Origin of the sequence: Chryseobacterium flavum, assembly GCF_003385595.1 — a bacterium.
Classification (GTDB): domain Bacteria; phylum Bacteroidota; class Bacteroidia; order Flavobacteriales; family Weeksellaceae; genus Chryseobacterium; species Chryseobacterium flavum.
Genome location: NZ_QNUE01000015.1, coordinates 1 through 15922, shown reverse-complemented (window position 1 = coordinate 15922; position 15922 = coordinate 1). Strand labels below are relative to the sequence as shown.

Genomic DNA, 15922 nt, shown 5'->3' with positions numbered 1-15922 from the left:
CTGCATATCATGTTATACTTTAAGATCTGCTTCTAATCCTATTAAATCTTTATTCTGGACCAGAATCGGCTGCACTTCGTTCTTGACGAATTCCTCCGTCTGAATGGGTGCAAACCCTATAAAGTTTTTAGGGTCTAAAACTTCTTTTAATTTCGATTTATCTAATTTTAAAGAATCATCATTTAAGATTCTTTCAATAAGGTCATTTTCTTTACCTTCCACTTTTACCTTTTTCGAAGCTTCCATAGAATGTACTCTGATTACTTCATGGATTTCCTGACGGTCACCGCCGGCTTTTACTTCTTCCATGATGATATATTCTGTCGCCATGAAAGGAAGCTCTTCCATAATATGTTTGTTAATCCTGTTCGGATATACAACAATTCCATTCATAATATTGTTCCAGATCAACAGAATAGCATCAACGGCTAAAAATGCCTGTGGAATGGTTAATCTTTTGTTTGCAGAGTCGTCTAATGTTCTTTCAAACCACTGGGTAGAAGCTACCATTGCGGAACTCGTGGTCAGAGACATGACGTATTTTGCCAATGCCCCGATTCTTTCACTTCTCATTGGGTTACGCTTGTAAGCCATTGCTGATGAACCGATCTGGTTTTTCTCGAATGGTTCTTCAATTTCCTTAAGGTTCTGAAGTAAACGAAGATCGTTTGTGAATTTATGTGCAGATTGTGCAATATTTCCCAGTAAGGCTACTACTTTAGCATCAATTTTTCTATCGTAGGTCTGTCCGGAAACTCCGAAAACTTTCTCAAAACCGAATCTTTTTGAAAGTTCTTTGTCTAAGTGTTTTACTTTAGAATAGTCACCGTTAAAAAGTTCAAGGAAACTTGCAGCAGTTCCTGTTGTTCCCTTTACTCCTCTGAAACGAAGGGTTTCAAGGAAGAAATCCAGTTCTTCGATGTCAAGAACCAAACTCTGTAACCAAAGAGTTGCTCTTTTCCCAACCGTTGTTAGCTGTGCCGGCTGAAAGTGTGTAAATCCTAAAGTCGGTAAATCTTTATACTGAATAGCAAAATCCGAAAGATTTTTCATTACATTAACCAGCTTTTTCTTTAAAATTAAAAGCCCGTCACGGATCTGAATTAAGTCTGTATTATCTCCTACAAAAGCTGAAGTAGCTCCCAAATGGATAATCCCCTTTGCTGAAGGCGCCACATCTCCATAGGTATGAACGTGAGCCATTACATCATGACGGAATTTCTTTTCATATTCTGCTGCTTTATCATAATCGATATTTTCAGCATTTGCTTTCAATTCTGCAATCTGCTCATCTGTAATCTCAAGACCAAGGTCTTTTTCAATTTCAGCTAAAGCGATCCAAAGCTTTCTCCAGGTACGGAATTTGTTATTGTGTGAGAAGTTAAACAACATTTCTTCACTGGAATAGCGCTCTTCCAATGGATTTTTGTAGGAATTCATTCGTTCTTTTACTTTTTAGATGTACAAAAATACGGTTTTTCAGTGAGAGTTGAAAATCCGGTTTTTATGATTTTTTTACCATATTCTGAATCAAATAAAAGATTCTTACTTATACTTTTGCACTGAAGAAAAATTATGTAAAAGTACAAGACTGGAATCATCCGCTAAAAAATTGACTATCTCCTGAAATTTCCAAACTCACATGGATCATACAGTTCTGCTCTGATCCTATAATACTGTTCTGATTTAACACTGAATTGTTATCATCATAAAAGCCAAAAAAGTTCCTGAAACAGCTATAAACATTCCTGACATATTTAATGCTAACATTGTGGATTTACTTTTTAGGTCTTTGAAAAATGTTGCAATTGCTGGAAAGAAAAATTTAAACTCCCTTCAAAAGGGTGAAAGCCATTTCTAATTATGTATATGTTTACAAGTAATATTGCCACATTGAGAAAAATAATACAAACAGCAAGAATATAATTTGTTCCGGATCGCACGAAAGTTCTATAATTTAAGACTGCAAAATAATGTTTTTCTCACTCATATTTTTGTCTTGAAATAAAAATATGCAAAAGTTCATTCAAATTTTCTTAGTGGAAAGGCATAAAATAGGCTGCTCATTTCTGAGACAGCCTGTTCATTATTTATCAATCGGATTAATCAATAAGTCCGCATGTTGTTCCAACCGGAATACATTTTTTCACAAATGAACACCAGTAATATCCTGACAAACACATCGGGATACCTCCCTGAACTGTTTTTAATTCTCGTTTTGAAAGTTTTCTTAGGTTTTTCATAGTACTATTTTTTTTGATTTTTTCCTACTCTATATGCTTTTCGGATTACGCTTTAATTTGATAATACCAATATACATAAAAATCATAATTAGCTCATTGTATATAATTTACATCAAACTCAAGGTAACAGAATTTGAAAATTATTTTAACAGCTACTGTAATAATAAAATTGAATTTAAATCAAAAAAAGAAACCCCACTGCTTCAAAAATTAAATATTTCAAACCTTATGATACAAATAATTTAGAGGGATATGTAAGGTCTCTTTTAAAAGAAGATTATATAAATAAAGCAGAAAAAATTTCTTTCTGTACAAAACCGATTGCTTTTTCCTGCTCGTTTCTGTCGATTTCTCCGGCATTTCTGCGGTTCTGATACTCGATAATTCTCTGCGTTTGCTCTTTGCTTTCATCGACTGCCAATAAAAAACTTCTGCTCATATTGTCTTCGTAAGTTTCGCCTTTTGTCGTTGCTGATAAAGAACTGAACTGACCTTTTACAATTTTATGAGAAGATTTATTATTTTCCTTTTTGTCTTTTATGGTTACTGAACTTCTTAACACCTGGTTCGATATAAATTCTCTCAACGCATACAAAGCATCTTCTTTCAGACCGTCTAAATCTTCTATAATAATTATCTTTTGGAATAAATCAAATTCTCCCCAATTATATAAACTCGATTCTGTAATTCTCGTAAATCTCAGTACATCTTCCTGTGGCATCAGGTCCGCAATTCTGCTGATAATATGTGTTTTCCCGCTTCCCAAACTTCCTTGTACCAATGCGTGCAAAGGATTTTTATTTAGGTAACTTATGATGATTAAAAACAACAACAGTCTGCTGTTTTCTTCCCCGATAATTCCTGCTTTTTCTATGAGTTTGTTAAGTTCTTGTAGTAATCCTTTTTGCTCCAAAAATTCTATTATTGTTTTGGGTTCTGCTCTTGGTTCTACTTCTGTAACTTTGATTTTTTCCGTTTTTTTTTTCAGTTTTGAAGAACCGATTTTGTTTTCATATATTTACATTTCAATAGCAAACAAGGTTTTTTAAGCCTATAAGTTTCTTTATTATGGATTTCGGAAGTATAGTTCATTGATGCTTTTATTGCGAAGAGGAAAATTCAAAGCATTTTATAATAAAAAAACTCCACTCAATGAGTGGAGTTTTTATGTTATTTGTGGAAAGAACAAGTTATTTTTCCCATTCTGGCATATTTCCTAAAATTTGAACATTGAATATTTTATTGTAGCCTACCGGTCTAAAAAAGAACAGCTTAACACTCAATGGCTCTACAGTAGAATTAGGTTTTACAAATAAATACTCAACACATTTTTGAGATTCTCCTAATTCATTTGTATCTTTTATTTGCATCTCTTTAGACTCTACAACATTCCTAATTTTGCTATAATTCCTATTAAGATAATGTAATTGATTCAACATTGCAAATTGGTATTCTTCACTGCCATCAACTAATTTTAAATAGTTTGCTTCATCATTGTTTTGAACTGATTTCCAAAAATTCTGAATCGTTGTTTTAATCTGATCTTCATCTTTTTGTTTCTTATTTACACAACAACTTATACTTAATAAAATTAAAGCTAATGAGATATATTTAATGGCTTTCATTATGGTAAAACTTTTTTATTGGTATTTATCTGCTCGTCAAGAGGCTGTATTGGCAGTTTATTATTTCTTAAAATCTGTGTTCCATTTTGAATGATCAAAGAGTTTGGCATTAGTCCCGCTCCTGGATTAGGTACAGCTCCGTCAAAAACATAATTTATCACATCATTCCTTGTTTGCGTTGTCATGTCAATTCCGCTAGAATTTACCAAATCTATTGCAAGATCCATTTGAGTAGCTTGAAAATCTATTGCTTTCACATCTTTAGCAGCCTGTGTGTAAGCCTTTGTACTTTTTATAGCATCAGGAATGTTAGAAGCTAAATCTAGTAACCCGACCAATTCCTGCGCTCCTCCTGCAGCAGTATTGAGCTTATCATAATTCTTTATCATTTTGTTGGTCATTTCTAAACCTCTTTTTGTAGTGGTAAACTTCTGACTATCCATGCTTTCAGGTGTTTCCTGTACATTTTCCATTGTTGCGCCGTTTGGCGTAGGACCACTATAAGCATGAGATTTTAACCTTAAACCTGATGAACCGTCAGATATTCTTGCACCACCGGGATTATATCCTTTTGTAGATAATCCAATATCAGCAGCGGTAAAGGTTGCTCGACCGTTACTTACTTGTGATCCCGGAGCTCGAACAACTCTCATTGCATTACCATGAATTGCAAAAAATCCGGTATGATTTTTCAGTAATTCCAATCCCTCCAATTCAACACCCATTTCTAACTTATTCTCTTGAAAAGCATACGTAGAATTATAAGGATATTTTTCAGCAAGCGGATCTACTTGAGCAAGGCGTCCTATATCAGGCATGTATTCACGCCATTTAAACGAGTAAAAACCAGTTTCTTGCAATTCCTGTCCTTGGTACTTATATTGATACAACCTCGCAAATTGCGAGGTTTTTTTGTTCTAATTTCCCTACGATACACTCGTACGGAAGCGAGAGTGAATATTTCACATTTTTAATCAAGTTTTGAAAAATCTGGACTTGTGATTACGACATAATATTCTTTATTTCTGTTTCCTTCTGAATATCTCTTTTTGTAAATTTTACTACCCTTATTAAATATATTGACAATAATGTATTTCTGATTTAGAAATTCTTTAGATAAAGAAAACACATACTTCTGCGCAGATTGCTTTCATTAAATACTTTCTCTGTTGCTATAGATTCAAACGAACGATGAGAACTTTTGTGAAGTTCAATACATTCTAATTCGAAAGCAACGCTAAATTTTTCTTTTCTATACATAAAAAATGCCCCTAAAAAGTGTCTAACTTTTTGGGGGCAGTCCAAAAGTTGGATTTTTTATTATGAGCCAAATTTAGCTTTAATAAATTCGACGACTTCTTGTTTTGAATTATAGATTATAAATTCTATCTTATCATATTTCTCAGAAGTCTTATTAATAAATTCCTTTGCTTGCTGGATATTTTCAAAAATAGAATAAACCTCTTGATTTTCAATATTATTTTGGTAGATATTAAAATTTACATCTAAAACAATTCCTGTTTCACAATTTGCCATTAGAACAGTAAACTCATTTTCTTCTAAAGTTGGGAATTTCATAATTTTATCTTTCTAAATTTACTTTTTTCACATCTGCACCTGTAACAGTACCTTTCACTAAAGTTTCGGATTCACTTACAATTGTTCCAGGAGATTGCACTAAGTTAACAGACTTTAAATTTGGGCTTTGAACTAATTGACTATTAGGAATATCAGCCGTTAAAACAACTCCCTCTCTACTTGTTCTTAAAGCAAAATTTTCAGCAACAGCAGGATTAGTTGTCCATGATGTGTAGTTACTTTCAGTAGTGACAGTATTATGCTCTAATGGTGTTGCATTGCCTCCTCTTGGTGTTGCCGTTCCTTCAACAGCTTGACTATATGCTGGACTTGTACTATTTACTCCTCTATGTAGAGTTGTGGTTTCTGCTTCAGTAACAGTTGTTGTTTTTCTTACTTTAGTTCCTCCTGCTGCTTTATGTGTAACTACAGCAGCCGCTACCATAACGGTTGCAGAACCTATAGATTCCGCATCTCCTTTTGCTACACCTTTTGCAGTTTGAACGATTGCTTTAGCTCCGCTTGTTTCATACAGAGAATTTACATACTGTTTTGCTGCTGCTTTTGCTCCTCCTGTTCGGTATGCATTATAAACTTTTTTAAATTCTCTACCGCCTTGCAATACTCCTGATATTCCATTGGAAGTAGCTAAGCCTTTAACCATTCCTACAGTTGTGTTCCAGGCTCCTCTCCCAAAGCTTTTAACTTGTCCCCAAGTCGGCCAAGGCCACATTCCATCCGGGTCAATGAACATTACAGGATTATCAAAAGCGTAATTATAAGGTGAAAATCTTCTACCTAATTCAGCTGCTGGGTCAATTACACCCCATCTTCCAATATCCGGCATATACATCCTTGCTCCATAGTCATACATACCACTTTCCTGAAGCTCCTTACCATTGTACTTGTACTGATAAGCAGGGTTGCCTTCTAGCACATTTACTCCCTCATGCTTCAATCCAAAAGGATAATAATTATTTTCATCCAGAACTACTGTTGCGGTACCGTCATTAAAATAGCTCAACCTTATATTTCCTAAATGATCAACATAATTGTAAATATACTTATTTTTTACAAAATCAAAGTAGCCTTCAGCAGTAGGCATAAACTGCAATGTTGGGGAAACTGGTGGACAATCCAGACAGCCCAGTCCCGAACTTTCCAAAACATACTGAAATCCATCCAGATAATCAGTAGTGGTCAGAGCCAAGCTTGTATTGCCCTGCCAGTCTGATTTATAATATGAATATATTTTTTTAAGTTTTGTTCCGTCAGTTCTGTACAAATATGAACTCAAGCTGCCAAAGGCACCGCTGTTGTTATTCTTCTTTACTGAAACAGGAAGATTCAGAAAATTATACTTAATTTCATTAAGTCCTTTATCTAAATGGCTGATTAACAAAAACCCACCGCAATTGCGGTGGGTTTGCTTTTATCTGTTCACAGATTGCAAATCCGAAAGATTAGAGAACATTATTTTTTGAACTTCTTAATACACTGTTCAATAAATTGTGCCTGTGTAAAAATTACTTTTTTGTCATTTACATACATAAATAACGAATCGTTTTTAACTGTATTGGATTTTTTATCATGAACCTTTAAAAGAAAAATTGCCTGATAATTACCCGTTCTATCTTTTTTTGGTTCCAGATATCTTACACTTTCTCCAACTTTTATTTCGTGTTTGATACTGTCCTCTACTTTTTTATATTTTAATTCATTTGACTCAAAATCCTTTATCGTTTTGACATTTTCAAGCTCTTTTGTTAACTGTTGTTGTTGTTTATTTAAACGTATCAATTTCTGATTAGAATATTGCAATAAGAGGTCAGCTTCCTGCCATTCCATTAAAGTATCAAATTTAGCAAGCTGAATGGATTCTAAAGAAGAACCGTCTTGTCTAAGTTCTTGTGTAATTTTTTTTTTGAGAGATTGTGTCAAATCTTCTTTAAAACTCTTGGTTTCATCTTTTTTACAAGAAAAAATAATGAATAAAATTAGTAAACAAATTATTTTAGCTTTCATATTATCTTGATTTCATTATTCTTCTTAATACAGAGTCTTTTTGATTATTACGTTTTATGTCATCAGCGTTAACTCTACTACTCACTGAGTCCCTTTGACTTCTGGATAGACCACTTAGATGAATATCCTGAGTTTTAACTCCAACACCGGTTATTCTGTCTCCAGATCCTCTATAAATATTAAGACCAACTGCCTGGGAACCATGATAACTAAGTGTATCGGGTTCTGCTGCTACAGCATTTGAAGAACTTTTTGTTGATCCCGCTGCTGAAACCGCTAAATCAATTAAAGACATTACATCCACCATAGTATTCATCAAACTTATTCCCTGATCCCCTCTGCTTAAACCATTATGTATTCCTCCAAAATAACCTCCCACATCTACCATTTTGTCTATATCTCCTCTGAAGAATGGATTGGTATCTTCACGAGGACCAGATCCTCCAAGATTTGAATAGAAGTCTCCACCCTCATTTCCTAAATGTGATAACCATTTTGCAAGATCAAAACCAGGTTTACTTGTAATTGTAGTACCTATTAATGTGGTAGCAGACTCGCCATTATTAAACAATTGCCCATCTGCTGTAAAAGAACCATCAGAGTTTAAATTAAATTCCTGAACTGTTTGTCCATTTTCAACACCAAGCACTCTTGTATTATTTATAGCTGTTAAGTTAATATAGCCATCTAATTCAGCACTACTATCATGCCATTCAATGTTTTGAGTTAAATTATTTTGATACCAATCTTTTCCAGACCTTCCATCCGGATCAATAAATCGGATGGGGTTATTAAAAGCATAATTATACGGACTATGTCTAGTCATTTTCTCCGCTAAAGGATCTACCACACCCCATCTTCCGATATCCGGCATATAGAATCTTGCTCCATAATCATACATTCCGGTCTCTTGTAATTCTTTTCCGTTGTACTTATAACTATAATAACTTCCAAAATTGGAATTCCCAAACATCCCTGAAATATGGTTTAATGCAAAAGGATAATAGTTATTGATACCAAAACTCTATTTTGATTTGCTTTTATCCACTTCTCTAAATCCATTTTCCCACTTTTGGGTATCTGAATAGTATATTTTAGATTCACCTATAGAAGACTCTGCTTGAACCCAAACCATATAATTTAATGAATCTACTTTTTTATAATATACTGGTCCTTCTTCAGTTTCTTTAACTCCTATAGCATTTAAATTATTAGGAATTACATGTTTTAGTTTTCTATAGTTCTCAATCTTATTAATAATTTGATTAGCTTTCTTTATATTTTTTGATGTACAGCTTATTGTGAGCATACTAAACAATAGAATAAAAAATAATTTATAAACTTTCATATTTGAATAAATTTAATGTTACTGTCTTGACCTTGTTGGTTGACATAACGAACAAGGCTTTTCATTTGAACTTCTATTATCTCCTTCAACGTAAACAGGTTTTGTACTATAATTTTTTCTTGGAGGAGTTTTTAAGTTATCTTGTTTTGGTAATTCATTATAATTAGGTGCATTTTCTGGATTTGTTGCCTCTAATGTGTTCATGTAATTTAATAATTGTTCGCCAAAAGATAGTTTGCTGTTAGGATCAAACACATTTGCCCCAAACTCTGCTCCAAACTTATCACTAGGTAAATCCTCATAACTATATGCTGAATGCGCAGCGAACGCAACATCAGAAGCTTCTTGTAAATAGCCATCTTGTAAAGATTCGCCTACTGGATTCATTTTAGATTTACTTAACGTTTGAAGAGATACAGACCCTCCTTTTTCAGAAACTTCTTTTTGAGCTGCTATTTTTTCTTGTTTATAATTATACGATCTACCAGCGTAAAATAGAAAATGTACCATGTCAATCCATCCTGCTTTAGATGTGTAAACATATCTTCCTTCTCTATTATTAAAATAACCAGTGGCTGTGGGTAAACTTCTGCCTTGACTCCAGCTGAATTCAGTATTTCCTAATCTTGACATTGCACTGGCTGCATTTGCACCCGAAAGAGTCCCCATTTTAGAAGGCGTATTATTAAAGGTTTTTAAAAATGTAGATATAGTTCCAACTAATGGTAAAATAGGGTATCTACCATCAGGATCAACAAACCTTATTGGGTTATCAAAAGCATAATTATAAGGACTATGCCTTGTCATTTTCTCCGCTAGCGGATCAACCACACCCCATCTTCCGATATCCGGCATATAGAATCTTGCTCCATAATCATACATTCCTGTTTCTTGTAACTCTTTACCATTGTATTTATAATTCCGGTAACCTCCTAATAAACCTTTACCTCCACCAATATGATTGAGTCCAAAAGGATAATAATTGTTGCTGTCTGTAATCTCAAGAACACCTGCGCTGTTTTTGGCATAGTTTACCCTTGCATTTCCTAAATGATCTTTATACTGGTAAATATAACGATTTTCTGTAAAGCTGTAAAACCCTTCAGAAGTTGGTACAAAATCAAGATTCCAGGAAGGGGTTATGGTTCCGGGATCCAGTAAATCTGCACCTTTATAAGCTTCCTGTTCATAAGCAACACTGGTCCTGCACCATTCACAAGGGGATAATATCTCCTTGTAACTGTATTGGAAACCATCTAAATAATCAGTCAGGATATTTGTGGTGGACTGGCCTTTTCCTCCTCCGGTAGTATAGGTCTTTCTCAGTTTTACTCCATCGGCACGATATAGATAACTCAGTCCAATATTGACATAATTTCCCATAATATCTTTCTCAGTAATCGAAAAATTATATGGTAAATTAAGGTGATTGTATATAATACTCCCAATTCCTTTATCTTTCATATTGACCATATTCCCGTTTGCATCGTAATCAATAATGTTATTTCCTCCTTCATAGCCGGTATCATTCAGGGCGTTTTCTGTAATTTTAGTCAAACGGTTTCCGCTCAGCTCGTAATCCAGGTTGTCAACCAGTTTAGGGGTTAACTGTAATGGAGGTACCGCTGTCCTTTTAAGGTTGGTAATATTCCCGTTCAGATCATACGTAAGGTATTCATCAAAATTACCGCTATTTCCGGTTACCGGTTCTTTATAGAAGGCATTTTTTAACCTGTTTAAGGGATCATATTCAAAGTTATAACGCTTAAGAAGAGGATCTGAGTTACTATTCCAGTCGATCTCGGCAATATTCCCATTGTATCTGCCAGCTGCATTCGTTGGATTGATGGGATTATGATAACGGATCTCATATCCAAACAGCTTTCCGTTCAGGTTTGAAGGATCATTGATTTTGGTCATCCATCCCCGGATGTTGTATTTATAATCAATCTGCTGGAGAGGTGATGTGGCTACCACTCCTCCTACTTTCTTACTTTCCACCTGGGAAAGTTCATTGTATTTGTTCTGGGCTAAGATCTCAACAGGATTACTGTCCACCTTATGACGGTGCATGGTCAGTCTGTTCTGGGAATCATACGTGAAATACTCAAAGATATTTCTTTGGGTATCGGAAGCCAGCCTTTTATGATAGGTATTGGTCTGAAGGATCGTGCCTGAAAAGTCAAGCTTGTGGTTAAGTACCGTATATCCCCCAAGATGGTTAATGCTCCTTGAACCGATCACCCTTCCTTTCGTATCATACCAGGTATACGTCTTCGTCCAGTTGTCATCTTCTATATTCTTGACATACGAAGCTACAGGAAGTCCTTTTGTGCTGCGGTTCTGCGAAGGATCATCTGTCAGAAGAGGTTGGGCAAACACATTGGTCACTGCAGGGGAACCGGGAGGATAGCTATCATAATAATTGACACTCAGTATTTGGGCAATATTGCTTAAAGGAGAGGCCACCGCTGAATAGTATACAGCCATCCCGCTTATGGTAAAAGCAGTGGTGCTTCTTGTTTCATACAAATTATTGTTCAGCTCAACCGCATTCTGTAAAGATAGCCTGCTTCCTGTATTATTGATAAGACCTGTATATACCACTCTCCCGAACTGGTCATACTTGGTAAAAAGCCATTGCCCTTTACCCGCAAGGTTAGCATCCCGGGTCAGAACCAGCTGATCTGCCTTATTGTATACCATATGCTCCCATCCTTTTCCCGGAAGCTTCTTTTCCACCAAACGGTTCTTGCCGTCATAACGGTACTGGTAACACAAATCTTCCAATACAGTGGTGGTTACCTGCGTACCTACAGCTAAGCTTTTAAGGGCTAGGGATGCGGTAGGAGGAATGACAAAGGCAAGCTGGTTGTATTCATTGTAGATATAATAGGTATCAGCGCTTTCTGTAGCACTTAAAACTTTACGTACCAGGATAACTTGGCCTTGTCCATTCTTAAATTCTATGGTTTCATTGCCATCTTCATCCTTAACAGAGTTTTTATACAGCTGGTTGGCCTTATAGAACCCATTTAAGGAATTGGTATCATTAGCGACCTTTAACACAGAATTCGTCCTGTTTTCTGCAAAAGTGGTCGTTGTACTGTATTTTCTTACATCGGTATTGGTATTGACTGCATATCCAAATACAACAGGTTTACTGCTCCATGCATTTCCTACCTGGATCTGCTGCCGGATACGGTCTAACGGGGAGTTTTCTAAAATCTTCTCTGCATAGATCTTCTCTGATCCGTACAAAGAAGGCTGGGTGGCATTGGCCAATGGATTGGGAACGATTGCACCGTTCAAGGTACCAGGCTGGGGAACCGGTAAATAATCCCTGACCTGTCTTCCGAACAGGTCATATTCGATGTGGGTGACCACATCCCTGCCCAGAGGGGAAGCTTTTACATTCACCACCTGCTTGGGTCTGCCAAGCCCGTCAAAATATTGGACGGTATGGATCTGTTTATTGGTATTGGCGGAATCAAGGTATACTTTTGTCTGGATATAATTTTCAGTATTGGGCAGGGTTTGTGCATAAAGGGAGCCTGTTAGCAGCAAAAGCCCAATGGGAGTTATTATTTTCTTCATCGTGTATTAGTTTTTATAATTGTATTTCATTTCCTTCAGCACATTCCCGTTCACATCCACCACTTTCTCCAGACGGTTAGCCGTATCATAGATATAACTTTCCCTGATCCCGGAAGGTGGAGTGATGCTGGTCACCCCGATCAGTGGATTATAGGTATAGGTACTGATCTGATAGCCTGATAAACCCGTATTCTTCCTGAAGGTATCCAAAGCGGTAATTAATGCTCCTTCCTGGGCAGGATTTAATGCATCCGCATTGGAGGCATCCACAATAGCTGTTATCACTCCAAGGCTTACCAGCTGGTCATACGTGGCGCCTTCTACTTTGGCTATAGGCTGGGTATTGTTATACCCCCATACAATAGCAACAGGAACGCCCTCTTTGGTGGTGTACTGCAGGATATTTCCCTTGGCATCATATTTATCGTAGCTTACTTCAGTACGCGCGGTGCTAAGGTTTTGAAGGTCATAGGACAAGACGGAAGTCGGCAGCACAAAACCGGAGGTTTTGGTATTGGCTTCGGTCTGGCTTACCGGGTAAGTGGTTGATGTTTTGGAAAGGGTTTTGACAGCACTTCCGATAGTCTGGGTGCTTACTGTTTCTAATGGAATACCAATCATGTTCTTTTCAATCATCAACTGGTTGCTTTTTTCATGAGCGTAGCTGTAGGTGGTTCCAGTACTAAATCCATCAGGCAGAATGGTTGATTGCTTTATAAGATTAATAGGCTTCTGGATGTCGCTTAAAGAATATTCACTATTAACTTTAGTAGTAATTGTATTTCCGTTAATATAATCTTGGGTGATCATCTCAGTGAGTATATTTTTTCCGGACTCAACAGGATAGGATTCCAGAACCTGGGTAGAATAAAAGCCTCCGGATGCAGTACTTACATTCCTGTCAATCATAGTAATCTTTCCATAGGGTGCTATCATAAGCGGATTTCCATACGAATTGGATGATAGGGCATTTTTTGCATAAGTTAGGGTATAATTGTAAATAACTTCTTTAAGAGGACTGGTCCCATTTTCCGCATAAAATTTTTCATTAATCAGATTTTTATTGGTAAAACGGAACGGGTTAAACCCATTTCCAATAGTTGACAAATCCATTTGATTTTCTTCTGCAATAAACTGATAAACCTTTTTACCCTTTCCTAAAGTATGTTCAGTTACATATTCATAATTTACCACATCTTTTCCAAGCAGACTGGAATTGATAGCCTGATCTGCGCTCAGACTATACATATTACAAAGCAATGATTTACCCTCATGTTCAACCTCTCTTGGGATTGTACTTAAAAATTTCAATGGTGAAGCCAAAGATGCAGAAGACTGCTCACCTGCAAGCGTTGGGTTATGATACTGGAATTTTCGTTTTGTATATGTGGTTATTCCGTCAAAATCGTCTATGCTTTTTATTCTCAAACCGCCTACAACATTATTTTGATTACTGATTTCTTTCACATACTTAATTTTTGAAATCTTCAGGGTAACAGAACAATTGCCCATTCTTTTAACCCTGATTCTTTTAGGCGCCTGAGGGTTCTGAAAAAAAACACTCCCTGTTAAAGGTCCCGAACTATCAGGTCCACTGAAAGTAGATAACGTTTTCCATTGATTATTAACAAATTCATCAAGATAAGCGATTCCCATACTGCTTCCATTTTCAGGAATTTCATTAGGGGTCTGATTGGAACACGAATTAAGAAACTCAACCCAAATTTGTTCATCAGGGTTTATTGGGCTTACATCAAAATAAAAGTATTCACTGGAAGGAGTGGTCATTAATATTTGGTCATACTCATTCTGGTCATTGGTATAAGAATTATTAATATAACCATATATCGTCTCCTGCTTTTTGGGAATAACCAATTTCCCCCATATGGTATTATTTTCATAGACAAAAGAAGAAGATCCGCCGGTAGGATAAGTAATCTTCTTTAAGATATAGGCCTGAGTATACATAGGATCAACATTTCTATCTGATCCTTCTGTATAATCTTTATTAAAGTAGTGCATATTGGGGATCAGGCTTGCAGATTCTCCCTTTCCATTGGAATACCCCCAGATATCCTGCCCATAACTTCCTATAACTGGTAAATTTTCTTCATTATAACCAAAAGAATATTTGCTGTTTTCTAATAAATTATCTACTCTTAAAAGTTTTAATCTATATTTTCTGTAATCAGTAGTAATAAGTTGAGAAGTAAAATAATCATGCACTAATTTCAACTGCCTTATCGTTTTATTATTCAGATTATCCGTTACACTTATTTCATCTAAAGCATATGTATTTTCAGGAGTATCTGTAAATACATCCTTTCTGCCGCTTATGCCATTGATAATATTAGTATAATTGAACTTTACAGTCTCATTATTATAAATAATTTCTGTAGGTAATTTATCAATATACCGATTGGTGGTGGCAGTATGAATATCTTTTTGTCCGGCTACACAATGATCAATGGCTGTAGGAATCGGATAATAAATATCGGTATACCCATGGGTAACACTTTTATATGACATATTTTTTTCATATTTAAATGTAATTACCTCATTATTGGGAAGCTTGATTGTTTCCAGAAGGAATGAAGCTCTGTAAGCAAAAGGGGATGTACTTAATGCGGTAAGGGAATTACCTACTTTTAAGGTATATACAATACCTTTAGGATCAATAATGGTAAATCTATTTTCTGAATCAGAGTAAGAAATCTTGATATCTTCATAAGGAATTGTATGAAAATTTCCATCAGTATCTCTTACAAAGGAACCTGAAACAGTAGGAAGATTGTAATGGTATATATCCGGTTCGGTATCCACCACATCATCCTTGATCGCCTGCATCTTTACCAGAAGGTCACCCGTCAGGCTTCCCAGGTTAACTGGATCAATGAACTGGTAATCATAGATGTTACTTGGAAACCATCGGGAAGAACTGTTGGCATCTTCTTTTCCATGTACTTCTACAGAAATGCTGTTTGGAATAGATAAAGCCCATCCTAATCCTACAGTACTGGATGTCTCATCTACTTTTATCCCTCCGGTATTATAGGTAAGGTTAATAGGAATAGAAACTCCATACTTAGCAGAAATTGTATGCAAAGGAATAGAAATATTTAATTTACCTGTCCGGTAGTCTACCGGGAAATCCCCTGCTTTAAAGGCGCTGTATGTTTCGGGAGTTGACGGGAAAATTTTATTATAATCCTTTTCGTTGGAAAGTTGGGCTTGTGTTTGTCCGTATATTAATAAAAATACTAGGGAACATTTAATATATTGCTTTTTCATTGTAACCGTCCTTATTTCTTAATCAGTTTAGCATTCGCTGTTTTGTTGTCATTTGTTTTTATGCTCACCAGATAAGCTCCCTGTACCAAAGCTTGAGTATTGATCTTCGTTACCGGATTCTTTGTTGTGAGGCTTTGGAGCTGTCTTCCGCTCATATCGTAAACTGTAATTTGAGCATCTTTAAAGGCAAAACCTATTTCCACATAAGCATAATC

Annotated in this window: 13 protein-coding genes; all 13 read right to left on the bottom strand. The window is 35.8% G+C overall.

Annotated elements, in window-relative coordinates; translation table 11 throughout:
• Window positions 1–12: 12 nt before the first annotated feature.
• Window positions 13–1440, bottom strand: a complete 1428-nt coding sequence (purB, locus tag DRF59_RS16315) for an adenylosuccinate lyase (protein ID WP_115962589.1) — start codon at window positions 1438–1440, stop codon at window positions 13–15.
• Between the two features lie 662 nt (window positions 1441–2102).
• Window positions 2103–2243: a bacteriocin-like protein gene (locus DRF59_RS20815; RefSeq protein WP_157967467.1), complete on the bottom strand. Its 141-nt coding sequence runs from the start codon at window positions 2241–2243 to the stop codon at window positions 2103–2105.
• Between the two features lie 277 nt (window positions 2244–2520).
• Complete coding sequence (locus tag DRF59_RS16310) at window positions 2521–3156, bottom strand: DEAD/DEAH box helicase family protein (protein ID WP_123873703.1); 636 nt, start codon at window positions 3154–3156, stop codon at window positions 2521–2523.
• 277 nt (window positions 3157–3433) lie between these two features.
• Window positions 3434–3868, bottom strand: coding sequence for a hypothetical protein (locus DRF59_RS16300; RefSeq protein ID WP_115962580.1), 435 nt, complete (start codon window positions 3866–3868; stop codon window positions 3434–3436).
• Entirely contained in the window at window positions 3868–4686 is an 819-nt protein-coding gene (locus DRF59_RS16295; RefSeq protein WP_115962577.1) for a hypothetical protein, read from the bottom strand. The genes DRF59_RS16300 and DRF59_RS16295 overlap by 1 nt, the downstream gene beginning before the upstream one ends.
• 502 nt (window positions 4687–5188) lie before the next feature.
• The gene (locus DRF59_RS16290; RefSeq protein ID WP_115962574.1) at window positions 5189–5446 is read right to left on the bottom strand and encodes a hypothetical protein; all 258 of its coding nucleotides are present in this window, start codon (window positions 5444–5446) and stop codon (window positions 5189–5191) included.
• A gap of 4 nt (window positions 5447–5450) precedes the next feature.
• The gene (locus DRF59_RS21230) at window positions 5451–6848 is read right to left on the bottom strand and encodes an RHS repeat-associated core domain-containing protein (RefSeq protein WP_115962571.1); all 1398 of its coding nucleotides are present in this window, start codon (window positions 6846–6848) and stop codon (window positions 5451–5453) included.
• A 71-nt stretch (window positions 6849–6919) separates the two neighbouring features.
• Window positions 6920–7471, bottom strand: coding sequence for a hypothetical protein (locus DRF59_RS16280; protein WP_115962568.1), 552 nt, complete (start codon window positions 7469–7471; stop codon window positions 6920–6922).
• A 1-nt stretch (window position 7472) separates the two neighbouring features.
• On the bottom strand, window positions 7473–8444 hold the full coding sequence (locus DRF59_RS21225) for an RHS repeat-associated core domain-containing protein (protein ID WP_206606751.1): 972 nt from the start codon (window positions 8442–8444) through the stop codon (window positions 7473–7475).
• Between the two features lie 51 nt (window positions 8445–8495).
• On the bottom strand, window positions 8496–8819 hold the full coding sequence (locus tag DRF59_RS16270; RefSeq protein WP_123873702.1) for a hypothetical protein: 324 nt from the start codon (window positions 8817–8819) through the stop codon (window positions 8496–8498).
• 18 nt (window positions 8820–8837) lie between these two features.
• Window positions 8838–12416, bottom strand: a complete 3579-nt coding sequence (locus DRF59_RS21015; RefSeq protein WP_206606750.1) for a DUF6443 domain-containing protein — start codon at window positions 12414–12416, stop codon at window positions 8838–8840.
• 6 nt (window positions 12417–12422) lie between these two features.
• Window positions 12423–15707 carry an RHS repeat protein gene (locus DRF59_RS16260; protein WP_115962562.1) on the bottom strand — a complete coding sequence of 1095 codons (3285 nt, stop codon included), beginning with the start codon at window positions 15705–15707 and terminating at the stop codon, window positions 12423–12425.
• Between the two features lie 11 nt (window positions 15708–15718).
• The coding region (locus DRF59_RS16255; protein WP_133297274.1) for a T9SS type A sorting domain-containing protein at window positions 15719–15922 on the bottom strand (204 nt) is incomplete at its 5' end.